The following is a 12,410-nucleotide window of genomic DNA, read 5'->3' as shown; positions in this document are numbered from 1 at the left end:
CTCTGCGAGAATGACGTCATGTTATCTTATTATTTTCAGGGGCTTGCGTTAGGTGCGGCCATGATCCTTCCCCTTGGTCCACAAAATGCGTTCGTGATGAACCAGGGCATTCGCCGTCAGTACCATCTGATGATTGCCCTGCTGTGTGCGGTGAGCGATCTGCTGCTGATTTGCGCCGGGATTTTTGGCGGCAGCGCCCTGTTGATGCAGTCGCCGTGGCTGCTGGCGCTGGTTACCTGGGGCGGCGTAGCGTTTCTGCTGTGGTACGGGTTTGGTGCCCTGAAAACGGCCATGAGCAGCAATCTTGAGCTGGCTAGCGCCGAAGTGATGAAGCAGGGGCGCTGGAAGATTATCGTCACCATGCTCGCCGTGACGTGGCTTAACCCGCACGTCTACCTTGATACCTTTGTGGTACTGGGCAGCCTGGGCGGACAGCTGGACGTTGAGCCGAAACGCTGGTTTGCGCTCGGTACGGTCAGCGCCTCCTTCCTCTGGTTCTTCGGTCTTGCGATCCTGGCGGCGTGGCTGGCGCCACGACTGCGTACCGCCAAAGCACAGCGCATTATCAATACCCTGGTGGGGCTGGTGATGTGGTTTATTGCCTTCCAGCTGGCGAAAGAGGGCATTCATCACGTACAGGGATTGTTCAACTAAGCGTTGTCTTATGGACATCTGGACAAGACCCGCTAAGCTTGCTGGCATGAGCCCTGTTAACAGGGCACTCTTCGCAACATGGAGGAATGACAGTGAAGTTTAAGGTGATGGCCCTGGCGGCATTAGTAAGTTTAGGTGCGGTGTCGGTGCAGGCGAATGAACTGCCGAACGGCCCGCACATTGTCACTTCAGGCACGGCAAGTGTGGATGCGGTACCGGATGTTGCAACCCTGGCAATTGAAGTGAACGTGGCGGCGAAAGATGCTGCTTCCGCCAAGAAACAGGCAGACGATCGTGTTGCGCAATACCTCTCTTTCCTGGAACAGAACGGTGTCGCGAAAAAAGACATCAGCTCTGCGAACCTGCGTACCCAACCGGATTACGACTACCAGAACGGCAAAAGCATCCTGAAAGGCTATCGCGCCGTGCGTACTGTGGAAGTGACCGTGCGCCAGCTTGATAAGCTCAACGGATTGCTGGATGGTGCGCTGAAGGCAGGGCTGAACGAAATTCGTTCCGTCTCGCTGGGCGTTGCGCAACCGGAGAAATATAAAGACGAAGCGCGTAAAGCGGCGATAGATGATGCCATTCATCAGGCGCAGCAGCTGGCTTCCGGCTTCAAGACCAAGCTCGGTCCGGTTTACAGCGTGCGCTACCACGTTTCAAACTACCAGCCAAGCCCGATGGTGCGGATGATGAAGGCGGACGCCGCGCCGGTTTCTGCTCAGGAAACCTACGAGCAGCCAACCATTCAGTTCGACGATCAGGTTGATGTGGTGTTCCAGCTGGAGCCGACTGAAACTCAGCAAACTGAGGCGGCTAAGGCGCAGTAGTTTGCCCTCACCCTAACCCTCTCCCACAGGGAGAGGGAATTCAAGCGATTAATCCTGTCTCAACACCTTATGCCCAAACGCCAGCAGCGCGTCGGTGACGTTGCGCATCATGCGGCTTTCCGGGGCAAAACGGTGCCAGTATAGCATCCGGCGCTGATACAGCCCCGGGGTTAAATCAATCAGCTCACCGCTTTTCAACTCTTTCTCAATCTGCAAATGCGGGATCATGCAGCAGGTGGTGCCCTGACGCGCGAGCTGTACGAAGGCTTCGGACGAGTTAACGATATGACACGGCACGCTGCCCGGCGGCAAATCGAAGTTTTGTTGCAGGAAGGCCTGATGCATATCGTCCAGATGGTCGAACGCGACGGCAGGGGCTTTCAGCAGCGCGGCGCGAGTCACGCCGTTCGGGAAGTAGCGCTCTGCAAAGGCTTTTGAACCGACAAACAGGTAATCCAGCGCGCCCAGCTGATCCACCAGACAGCTTGGCAGCGCCTGCGGCTGAATACTGACCGCCCCAACCACTTCGCCACGGCGCAGGCGTTCCTGAGTGCGGGTCTCGTCTTCAACCTGAAGGTTCAGGCGGATTGGGGAGTCGGCCAGCACTGGCGCAAGGGCCGGCAGCAGCCAGGTTGCCAGACTGTCGGCGTTCACTGCCAGCGACAGCAGCAGCGGCGTGGAGCCGGTTTGTTCATCGCCCAGCCATTCATCTTCCAGCAGTTCAACCTGACGCAGCAGGGCGAGGAGCTTTTGTCCTTGCTCTGTCGGACGCGGCGGTACGGTACGCACCAGCAGCGGCTGCCCGAACATGTTTTCAAGCTGTTTGATACGCTGTGATACGGCGGACTGGGTGATGCACAGCTTTTGCGCCGCGCGCTCAAAACCGCGTTCACGAATAACTGCATCAAGTGCCTGTAGTGTTCTGTAGTCCGGACGTTTCATTGCTCTGGCTGACTCCTTAATTTTGCTTAATCTGCACTATGACACAATTTTCCCTTCGTGGCAGACGAAATCCATTCGACGTGTTCTATAATGCGCCCTGAGTTTTCACACCACAGGCAAAACGATCATGACGCAGGATGAACTGAAAAAAGCAGTAGGATGGGCCGCTCTCCAGTACGTACAGCCGGGTACCATTGTCGGTGTTGGTACGGGGTCGACGGCGGCGCACTTTATCGATGCGCTGGGCACGATGAAGGGGCAGATCGAGGGCGCGGTTTCCAGCTCCGATGCTTCCACGGAAAAGCTGAAAAGCCTCGGCATCACCGTTTTCGACCTCAACGAAGTGGACCGTCTGGGCATTTACGTTGATGGCGCGGATGAAATCAACGGCCACATGCAGATGATCAAAGGCGGTGGCGCGGCGCTGACCCGCGAAAAAATCATCGCTTCCGTGGCGGATAAGTTCATCTGCATCGCGGACGCCTCCAAGCAGGTCGACATTCTGGGGAATTTCCCGCTGCCGGTCGAAGTGATCCCGATGGCGCGCAGCGCGGTTGCCCGTCAACTTGTGAAGCTGGGCGGTCGTCCGGAATACCGTCAGGGTGTGGTGACCGACAACGGCAACGTGATCCTCGACGTTCACGGCCTTGAGATCCTCGATGCCATTGCGCTGGAAAATGCGATCAACGGCATTCCAGGCGTTGTTACCGTAGGGTTATTTGCCAACCGTGGCGCGGATGTGGCGCTGATCGGCACCGCTGACGGCGTGAAAACCATCGTAAAATGATCTGACGGGGGGAGTCCTCCCCCCGCTAAAAAATTTTTGAAACGCTAAATTCGGTGACTTGTGTCACGTTTTTATGTCTCTTTTGCCGATCCTTCCGCGTTTGTAAATTTCCATAGCATTTTCCTCTGCCATTTTGCGCTGTATGACTTTCCTTCAGCGTACTGACGCAAACGTTCATATTGCTGCAATAGTTTTTTTTGATATGTTGGCTACAGCGGATTTATATCCAGCACAACATCAGTTCAGACAAAAACAGGGTCGGGTAAATGGCAAAGGTATCACTGGAGAAAGACAAGATTAAATTCCTGCTGGTCGAGGGCGTGCATCAAAAAGCAATCGATAGCCTTCGTGCGGCAGGTTACACCAACATCGAATTTCACAAAGGCGCGCTCGATACCGAAGAGCTGAAAGCGTCCATCCGTGATGCCCATTTCATTGGCCTGCGATCCCGTACCCAACTGACTGAAGACGTTATTGCTGCGGCGGAAAAGCTGGTGGCGATTGGCTGTTTCTGCATCGGCACCAACCAGGTTGATCTGAATGCCGCCGCAAAACGCGGTATCCCGGTCTTTAACGCGCCGTTCTCTAACACCCGTTCCGTGGCGGAGCTGGTAATTGGCGAGCTGCTGCTGCTGCTTCGCGGCATTCCGGAGGCTAACGCCAAAGCGCACCGCGGCGTGTGGAATAAGCTGGCTGCGGGCTCCTACGAAGCCCGTGGGAAAAAGCTCGGGATTATCGGTTACGGCCATATCGGTACGCAGCTCGGTATTCTGGCGGAATCTCTCGGCATGCACGTGTTTTTCTACGATATCGAAAGCAAGCTGCCGCTGGGTAACGCGACGCAGGTGCAGCATCTTTCTGACCTGCTGAACATGAGCGACGTGGTAAGCCTGCACGTGCCGGAAAATGCGTCCACCAAAAACATGATGGGCGCAGAAGAGCTGGCGCTGATGAAGCCGGGCTCTCTGCTGATCAACGCCGCGCGCGGTACCGTGGTTGACATTCCTGCACTGTGCGACGCGCTGAAGCGTAAACATCTGGCGGGTGCGGCGATTGACGTGTTCCCGACGGAACCGGCCACTAACAGCGATCCGTTCACCTCTCCGCTGTGCGAGTTCGACAACGTGATTCTGACGCCGCACATTGGCGGTTCTACTCAGGAAGCGCAGGAGAATATCGGCCTGGAAGTGGCGGGTAAACTGAGTAAATATTCCGACAACGGTTCAACGCTCTCTGCGGTGAACTTCCCGGAGGTGTCTCTGCCGCTGCACGGTGGGCGTCGTCTGCTGCACATCCACGAAAACCGTCCTGGCGTGCTGACCGCCATCAACCAGATCTTTGCCGAGCAGGGCGTTAACATTGCTGCGCAGTATCTGCAAACTAACTCGCAGATGGGTTATGTGGTTATTGATATTGAAGCGGATGAAGACATCGCCGAGAAAGCATTGCAGAGCATGAAGGCCATTCCGGGGACGATTCGCGCGCGTCTGCTGTACTGATGGTGCGGTCTGTGGTGTCGGGTGGCGCTTACGCTTACCCGACCTACAATGTTCGAGGATTTATGTAGGCCGGGTAAGGCGTAGCCGCCACCCGGCTTTATTCTACCAGGTCCAGGTTTTACTGGGCGTCACCACCGCCGGCAACGGCACATCCCATTTCTCTACGGGTAATACCTCCACGCCCTGGCAATCATGCGCATACCCCACCGGCTGCAATCCGTACTGCTGCCAGTTTTGTAGCGTCCTGTCGTAGAAACCCCCGCCCATGCCTAATCGCTGGCCCTGCTCGTCAAACGCCACCAGCGGCGTAATCAGCACATCCAGCCCGGAAAGCGGGAGCACATCGCGCACGTCGAGTTTGGGTTCTGTGATTTTCAGACGATTTACCACCAGTTCGCTGTGCGGATGGTAGTGCAGAAACAGCAGATTGCCTCGGCTAAAGGGATGTAGCACCGGCAGATAAACTTTTTTCCCGGCGCGCCAGAGCTGGTCGATAAGCGGTTGGGTATCCAGCTCACCATCAAACGAGAGAAACAGGGCGACGGTGTTTGCCATCACCACAGGCGGATAGGCCATCATGCGGGCGGCGGCCTGCTGGGCAAAATGTGCCTGTTGCTCGGCGCTTAAGGCGCGACGACGCTGGCGAATAAGCTGACGGATGTCCTGGCGTGAAGCAGAAACTTCAGGGAATTGAGTCATGGTAGTCGGTAGAAGAAAAGAGAGGGAATCTCCGAGATGCCGCCGCAGGCTGTAACCCTTGAACCCTTGGTTCAAGGTGAATGTGTCGTCATAGTTTTAAGGCTTCTCGGACGGACCGAGCGTGCTCACCAACCATGGAGCGCCACATTCTTGTGGTATGAAATATCGGCTCAGGGGACTGGCCCGCTTGCGAACATCTCAGAGAAATTTTGTCTTCACAGTTACTCTACCATAGTCAACTGAGAAGTGTTATTCAAACTTTGGTCCCGGTCTTTCGGGACTGCGACCTTGATCAAGCAATGCCTGTTCTATGGTCTGCTGGAGCATTTTAATGCGCTGCTCCATGCTTGCCGCGTAATCGCGGGTCTTCGCTTTTTCCTGAGTCAGTTCATAGCTGATGTTCAACGCGGCGATGAAAACCAGCTGCTCAGTATTTGTGACTCTAGTGCGTTCTTTTAGATCTTGCAACCGCTGATTCAAATCGTCCGCAGCCTGATTCAAGGCATCCCTTTGTTCAGGCGGACAATTCACTCGCAGTGAACGGCCAAAAATCTGGAGATCGACGGGTTGTGCAGACATGCCACCTTCCTGCTGATTGACTGCGCTGCCTTCGCTTACTGCCCCGGGGGCTGCGAAGGGGCGACACTATAGCTACCCTGATGTGAAGATACAAGCCCTTTTCTGGTATCACCAGGGTCCAAAGTGGTAGCATATCATGAATATCCTCCCTTTGATGACGAATGCGTATGTCTATACAGAACGAAATGCCTGGTTACAAGGATTTAAACCAGTTACTGAACCAGCAGGGAGTCGGTCTGACCCCTGCCGAAATGCACGGTCTGATCAGCGGCATACTGTGCGGCGGAAACAGCGACAGCTCATGGCAGCCGCTGATCCACGACCTCACCAACGAAGGGCTGGCGTTTGGCCACGAACTGGCGGAAGCGCTGCGTAAAATGCACGCCGCAACCAGCGATTCCCTGGAAGACGATGGCTTTCTTTTTCAGCTTTATCTGCCTGAAGGCGACGATGTCAGCGTCTTCGATCGCGCCGATGCGCTCGCGGGTTGGGTAAACCACTATCTTCTTGGCCTGGGCGTAACCCAGCCTAAACTGGATAAAGTGACCGGCGAAGCGGGTGAAGCGATCGACGATCTGCGTAATATCGCCCAGCTCGGCTACGATGAAGACGAAGACCAGGAAGAGCTGGAAATGTCTCTCGAAGAGATTATCGAGTACGTGCGCGTGGCGTCTCTGCTGTGCCACGACAACTTTACGCGCTCGCAGCCGACCGCGCCGGAAGTTCGCAAGCCAACATTACACTAAGAAAAATAACGCACAGGAGGGTGTCATGGTTATCTCCAGTCAAGAGTATTCTCGCCGTCGTCAGGCGCTGCTGGCAAAAATGCAGCCGGGAAGCGCTGCCCTGATTTTCGCCGCGCCGGAAGTGACGCGCAGCGCCGACAGCGAATACCCCTATCGCCAGAGCAGTGATTTCTGGTACTTCACCGGGTTTAACGAGCCGGAAGCGGTACTGGTGCTGATTAAAAGCAATGACACCCACAACCACAGCGTGATTTTTAACCGCGTGCGCGATCTGACCGCGGAAATCTGGTTTGGCCGCCGCTTAGGGCAGGAGGCGGCGCCGGAAAAACTGGGCGTGGACCGTGCGCTGGCCTACAGCGAAATCAACCAGCAGCTTTACCAACTGCTGAATGGCCTGGACGTGCTCTATCACGCGCAGGGCGAATACGCGTATGCGGATGACATTGTCTTCACCGCGCTGGATAAGCTGCGTAAAGGCTCACGTCAGAATTTGTCTGCACCCGCCACCCTGACGGACTGGCGTCCGATGGTGCATGAGATGCGTCTGTTTAAGTCTGAAGAAGAGCTGAACGTGATGCGCCGCGCGGGCGAAATCAGCGCCCTGGCGCATACCCGCGCCATGGAAAAGTGCCGTCCCGGTATGTTCGAGTACCAGCTTGAAGGCGAAATTCACCATGAATTTAACCGTCACGGCGCGCGCTTCCCGTCCTATAACACCATCGTAGGCGGCGGTGAAAACGGCTGCATTCTGCACTACACCGAAAACGAAAGTGAACTGCGCGACGGCGATCTGGTGCTGATTGACGCGGGCTGTGAATATCAGGGTTACGCGGGCGACATCACCCGTACCTTCCCGGTGAACGGTAAATTCACCACCGCGCAGCGTGAAATCTATGACATCGTGCTTGAGTCTCTGGAGACCGCGCTGACGCTGTTCCGCCCTGGCACCTCCATCCAGGAGGTTACGGGCGAGGTGGTGCGCATCATGATTACCGGGCTGGTGAAGCTCGGCATTTTGAAAGGCGATGTGGACACCCTTATAACCGAAAACGCCCATCGTCCGTACTTTATGCACGGCCTGAGCCACTGGCTGGGGCTGGATGTGCATGACGTCGGGGCATACGGTCCGGAACGTTCGCGCGTGCTGGAGCCAGGCATGGTGCTGACCGTTGAGCCTGGGCTGTACATCGCGCCGGATGCCGACGTGCCAGAACAGTACCGCGGGATCGGCATTCGCATTGAAGATGACATCGTCATCACCGAAACCGGTAACGAAAACCTGACCGCGACCGTGGTGAAAAAAGCCGACGACATCGAGGCGCTGATGGCGGCGGCACGCGTATGAGCGTGATCATCGTTGGCGGAGGCATGACCGGCGCTACTCTGGCGCTGGCCATTTCGCAGTTAACCAAAGGCCAGCTTCCGGTGCATCTTGTTGAGGCGGTTGCGCCGCAGGCGGCCGATCATCCCGGCTTCGATGCCCGCGCCATCGCGCTGGCCCAGGGAACCTGCCAGCAGCTTGCGCGCATTGGCATCTGGCAGGCGATAGCGGACTGCGCGACGGCCATCGGCACCGTTCACGTCAGCGATCGCGGCCACGCCGGGTTTGTGACGCTGGATGCCCACGATTACCGAATTGAGGCACTGGGGCAGGTCGTCGAGCTGCATGACGTGGGGCTGCGGCTGTTCCGTCTGTTACAGGATGCCCCTGGCGTCACGCTGCACTGTCCGGCGCGCGTCGCCAGCTTCAGCCGCCGTGACGAGGCCGTCAGCGTGACGCTGGACAACGGCACCACGCTGGAGGGGCAACTGCTGGTGGCGGCAGATGGTTCACGCTCCGCGATCGCCACGCAGTGCGGCGTCGAATGGCGCTCTGAACCCTATGGACAGGCGGCGGTCATCGCTAATGTCTCTACGGCTGGCGCGCATAACGGCAGGGCATTTGAGCGCTTCACGGAGCACGGCCCGCTGGCCATGCTGCCGATGTCGAACGGGCGCTGCTCGCTGGTATGGTGCCATGCGCAGGATCGGGCCGATGAGGTTCTCTCCTGGTCCGACGAACGTTTTTGTTCCGAGCTGCAAAAGGCCTTCGGCTGGCGGCTTGGGCGCATCACCCACGCCGGAAAACGCGTGGCCTATCCGCTTGCGCTGACGACCGCATCGCAGACTGTCTCCCATCGCGTCGCCCTGGTCGGCAACGCCGCGCAGACGCTACACCCCATCGCCGGGCAAGGCTTCAACCTTGGCCTCCGTGACGTGATGAGCCTGGCCGAGCTCCTGGCCCGAACGTGGAGCGAACAACAGGATTGTGGCGCATACTCAGTGCTGAGCCATTACCAGAAACGACGCCAGGCGGACAAAGCGGCGACCATTGGCGTCACCGACGGTTTAGTCCACCTGTTTGCCAATCGCTGGGCACCGCTGGTTGCGGGTCGCAACCTTGGGCTTATGGCGATGGAACTGTTCATTCCGGCACGTGACGTGCTGGCGCAGCGGACCCTGGGTTGGGTCGCGCGTTAAGGAGTATTGACCGTGCAAAATGTTGATGTCGCCATTGTGGGCGGCGGAATGGTAGGACTGGCGCTGGCTTGTGGTTTACAGGGCAGCGGCCTGCGCGTGGCCGTGCTTGAGCAAAAAGCGCCGCAGCCTGTGGCGCAGGATGCACCGCCAGAGCTTCGCGTCTCGGCGATCAATGCCGCCAGCGAAAAGCTACTGACGCACCTTGGCGTCTGGTCTGAAATCGTGGCGCTCCGTGCCAGTTGCTATCACGGGATGGAAGTGTGGGACAAAGACAGCTTTGGCCGTATCGCGTTTGACGATGAAAGCATGGGTTACAGCCACCTTGGATATATCGTTGAAAACGCGGTGATCCACCACGCGCTGTGGCAGAAAGCGCAGCAGTGCAGCGACGTCACGCTGATCGCACCGGCGAAACTTCATCAGGTGGCGTGGGGCGAAAACGACGCGTTTATCACTCTTGAAAGTGGCGATATGCTGACTGCGCGTCTGGTAGTGGGTGCCGACGGCGCTAATTCCTGGCTCCGTAACAAAGCGGATATTCCGCTGACCTTCTGGGATTACCGTCATCACGCGTTGGTGGCCACAATCCGCACCGAAGAGCCGCACGGCGGCGTGGCGCGCCAGATTTTCCATAATGACGGCATTCTGGCCTTTCTGCCGCTTGCCGATCCGCATCTCTGCTCCATCGTCTGGTCCTTAGAGCCGGAGAAAGCGCAGCAGATGCAGGAGACGACGCCGGATGCCTTCAGTCAGGCGCTATGCGTGGCGTTTGATAACCGTCTGGGCCTGTGCGGGCTTGAAAGCGAACGCCAGACGTTTCCGTTAACCGGTCGCTACGCGCGTCAGTTTGCCGCGCACCGTCTGGCGCTGGTGGGGGATGCGGCGCATACCATTCATCCGCTGGCCGGGCAGGGAGTGAACCTCGGCTTTATGGACGCGGCTGAGCTGGTTGAAGAGCTGCGTCGCCTGCATCGGGAAGGCAAAGATATTGGTCAGCATCTGTATCTGCGTCGCTACGAGCGCAGCCGCAAACACAGTGCGGCTATGATGCTGGCGGGTATGCAGGGCTTCCGCGAGCTGTTTGCCGGAGCGAACCCGGCGAAAAAACTGCTGCGCGATATTGGCCTCAAACTGGCCGACACCCTTCCCGGCGTAAAACCGCAGCTTCTTCGTCAGGCAATGGGCCTCAACGATCTTCCCGACTGGTTACGTTAATCTCGATCCCCGTCACACTTTATTTTCCCGGCCTGCGCGCCGGGGAAATTCCCTCGTTTGAAATAATCTAATTTCACGTCATTTTTCGCATTAGAAAATCTAATCTTACTATTTTTATGTTACGGAATTTCGGCCCATTTTTCCGCATGAAATATCAGCATCTGCTAAATCCTGTTAGATCATTGTTAATTTTATGCGGGTTTAATCGCATTTTCCCAGTGAATAACTCTGTAGGCTTTTCAGCGATTTTTGGTCATAAGCTAATGTGATGACCCGTTTTACCTTATGGTTAACCGCCGGTTTAGGTGGTAAGTTCAGGTAAAAGAGAACGTTTGCGTCGGCCCCCGATCGCGAGGCCGACACCGGGTTTCACGGTGAATTTTTCAACGAGGAAAAGATGGCTCAACAGACTCCTTTGTACGAACAGCACGTGTTATGCGGTGCCCGCATGGTGGACTTCCACGGCTGGATGATGCCGCTGCACTACGGCTCGCAGATTGATGAGCACCACGCGGTGCGCACCGATGCCGGTATGTTCGACGTGTCTCATATGACGATTGTCGACCTGCGCGGTAGCCGCACCCGGGAGTTTTTGCGTTATCTGCTGGCAAACGACGTCGCCAAACTGAAGACGCCGGGCAAAGCGCTCTATACCGGTATGCTCAATGCCTCTGGCGGCGTGATTGACGACCTCATCGTCTACTACTTCACCGAAGATTTCTTCCGCCTCGTTGTAAACTCCGCCACCCGCGAAAAAGACCTCTCCTGGATTTCCCAACACGCTGAACCTTACGCCATTGACATCACTGTCCGTGACGATCTGTCGCTGATTGCCGTACAGGGGCCAAACGCCCAGGCGAAAGCCGCGTCTCTGTTCAGCGACGAGCAGCGCAAAGCCACCGAAGGCATGAAGCCATTCTTCGGCGTGCAGGCGGGGGATCTGTTTATCGCCACCACCGGCTACACCGGTGAAGCGGGCTATGAAATTGCCATGCCAAACGAGAAGGCCGCTGATTTCTGGCGTGCGCTGGTGGAGGCAGGTGTGAAGCCTGCGGGCCTGGGCGCGCGCGATACGCTGCGTCTGGAAGCGGGGATGAACCTCTACGGTCAGGAGATGGACGAAGGCGTCTCTCCGCTGGCCGCCAACATGGGCTGGACCATCGCATGGGAACCGGCTGACCGTGATTTTATTGGTCGTGAAGCGCTGGAGATGCAGCGCGAGAAGGGCACTGAACAGCTGGTAGGCCTGGTGATGAAAGAAAAAGGCGTGCTGCGCGGCGAGCTGCCGGTGCGCTTCACCGATGCCGATGGCAATCATCGCGAAGGCGTGATTACCAGCGGAACGTTCTCCCCGACGCTCGGCTACAGTATTGCCCTGGCACGCGTGCCGGCGGGGATTGGCGAAACGGCGGTGGTGCAGATCCGCAACCGCGAAATGCCGGTCAACGTGACCAAACCGATTTTTGTTCGCGCCGGTAAGCCGGTCGCCTAACTATTTTTATCAGGAGAACTTCAATGAGCAATGTGCCAGCAGAACTGAAATACAGCAAAGAACACGAGTGGCTGCGCAAAGAGGCGGACGGCACTTACACCGTTGGGATCACCGAGCACGCGCAGGAGCTGCTGGGCGACATGGTGTTTGTTGACCTGCCGGAAGTGGGCGCAACCGTGAGCGCAGGCGATGACTGTGCGGTGGCGGAATCCGTTAAAGCGGCCTCTGACATCTACGCCCCGGTAAGCGGTGAAATTGTTGCCGTGAACGACGCGCTCAGCGACTCCCCGGAGCTGGTGAACAGCGAACCGTATGAAGGCGGCTGGATCTTCAAGATCAAAGCCAGCGACGAAGCGCAGGTTGCCGCGCTGCTGGATGCGACCGCGTACGAAGCACTACTGGAAGACGAATAAGCCATTTCCCTCTCCCCTTGGGGAGAGGGTA

The 12,410-nt window shown here is 57.1% G+C and carries 13 protein-coding genes and 1 other RNA gene; 10 read left to right on the top strand and 4 right to left on the bottom strand.

Annotated features, from left to right (window positions below; genetic code table 11):
* The first annotated feature begins 18 nt into the window (after positions 1–18).
* On the top strand, positions 19–654 hold the full coding sequence (gene argO / locus ACOTXL_RS20695) for an arginine exporter ArgO (RefSeq protein ID WP_003860085.1): 636 nt from the start codon (positions 19–21) through the stop codon (positions 652–654).
* Between the two features lie 92 nt (positions 655–746).
* Entirely contained in the window at positions 747–1,487 is a 741-nt protein-coding gene (locus tag ACOTXL_RS20690; RefSeq protein WP_023314807.1) for an oxidative stress defense protein, read from the top strand.
* A 48-nt stretch (positions 1,488–1,535) separates the two neighbouring features.
* Here the strand turns inward: ACOTXL_RS20690 and argP are convergent, their stop codons facing one another.
* Positions 1,536–2,429 carry a DNA-binding transcriptional regulator ArgP gene (argP, locus tag ACOTXL_RS20685; protein ID WP_003860089.1) on the bottom strand — a complete coding sequence of 298 codons (894 nt, stop codon included), beginning with the start codon at positions 2,427–2,429 and terminating at the stop codon, positions 1,536–1,538.
* Positions 2,430–2,556: 127 nt separating this feature from the next.
* Between argP and rpiA the strand changes: the two genes are divergently transcribed.
* Complete coding sequence (gene rpiA, locus ACOTXL_RS20680; protein ID WP_003860091.1) at positions 2,557–3,216, top strand: ribose-5-phosphate isomerase RpiA; 660 nt, start codon at positions 2,557–2,559, stop codon at positions 3,214–3,216.
* A gap of 266 nt (positions 3,217–3,482) precedes the next feature.
* Positions 3,483–4,715, top strand: a complete 1,233-nt coding sequence (gene serA / locus ACOTXL_RS20675) for a phosphoglycerate dehydrogenase (protein WP_032610090.1) — start codon at positions 3,483–3,485, stop codon at positions 4,713–4,715.
* Between the two features lie 102 nt (positions 4,716–4,817).
* Here the strand turns inward: serA and ACOTXL_RS20670 are convergent, their stop codons facing one another.
* From ACOTXL_RS20670 to zapA, 3 genes are all read right to left on the bottom strand, one after another.
* Positions 4,818–5,414: a 5-formyltetrahydrofolate cyclo-ligase gene (locus tag ACOTXL_RS20670; RefSeq protein ID WP_032610088.1), complete on the bottom strand. Its 597-nt coding sequence runs from the start codon at positions 5,412–5,414 to the stop codon at positions 4,818–4,820.
* A 24-nt stretch (positions 5,415–5,438) separates the two neighbouring features.
* Positions 5,439–5,622: non-coding RNA, 6S RNA (ssrS, locus tag ACOTXL_RS20665), on the bottom strand.
* Between the two features lie 41 nt (positions 5,623–5,663).
* On the bottom strand, positions 5,664–5,993 hold the full coding sequence (zapA, locus tag ACOTXL_RS20660; RefSeq protein WP_003860096.1) for a cell division protein ZapA: 330 nt from the start codon (positions 5,991–5,993) through the stop codon (positions 5,664–5,666).
* A gap of 167 nt (positions 5,994–6,160) precedes the next feature.
* Here zapA and ACOTXL_RS20655 point away from each other — a divergent pair, with 167 nt between their 5' ends.
* From ACOTXL_RS20655 to gcvH, 6 genes are all read left to right on the top strand, one after another.
* A complete protein-coding gene (locus ACOTXL_RS20655; RefSeq protein WP_003860099.1) occupies positions 6,161–6,739 on the top strand; it encodes a YecA family protein in 579 nt (192 codons plus the stop codon).
* A 31-nt stretch (positions 6,740–6,770) separates the two neighbouring features.
* Entirely contained in the window at positions 6,771–8,084 is a 1,314-nt protein-coding gene (pepP, locus tag ACOTXL_RS20650; RefSeq protein ID WP_086527952.1) for a Xaa-Pro aminopeptidase, read from the top strand.
* A complete protein-coding gene (ubiH, locus tag ACOTXL_RS20645) occupies positions 8,081–9,259 on the top strand; it encodes a 2-octaprenyl-6-methoxyphenyl hydroxylase (RefSeq protein WP_003860103.1) in 1,179 nt (392 codons plus the stop codon). Before pepP ends, ubiH begins: the two co-directional genes overlap by 4 nt.
* Before the next feature lie 12 nt (positions 9,260–9,271).
* The gene (ubiI, locus tag ACOTXL_RS20640; RefSeq protein ID WP_045350801.1) at positions 9,272–10,474 is read left to right on the top strand and encodes an FAD-dependent 2-octaprenylphenol hydroxylase; all 1,203 of its coding nucleotides are present in this window, start codon (positions 9,272–9,274) and stop codon (positions 10,472–10,474) included.
* A gap of 397 nt (positions 10,475–10,871) precedes the next feature.
* Positions 10,872–11,966 (top strand): glycine cleavage system aminomethyltransferase GcvT, encoded by a 1,095-nt coding sequence (gcvT, locus tag ACOTXL_RS20635; protein WP_003860107.1) that lies wholly within the window; start codon positions 10,872–10,874, stop codon positions 11,964–11,966.
* Between the two features lie 23 nt (positions 11,967–11,989).
* Complete coding sequence (gcvH, locus tag ACOTXL_RS20630) at positions 11,990–12,379, top strand: glycine cleavage system protein GcvH (protein ID WP_006811885.1); 390 nt, start codon at positions 11,990–11,992, stop codon at positions 12,377–12,379.
* Positions 12,380–12,410 lie beyond the last annotated feature (31 nt).

This window comes from Enterobacter cloacae complex sp. IR5402, assembly GCF_049238125.1.
GTDB lineage: Bacteria > Pseudomonadota > Gammaproteobacteria > Enterobacterales > Enterobacteriaceae > Enterobacter > Enterobacter hormaechei_C.
This window is presented reverse-complemented; position numbering and strand designations above follow the sequence as displayed.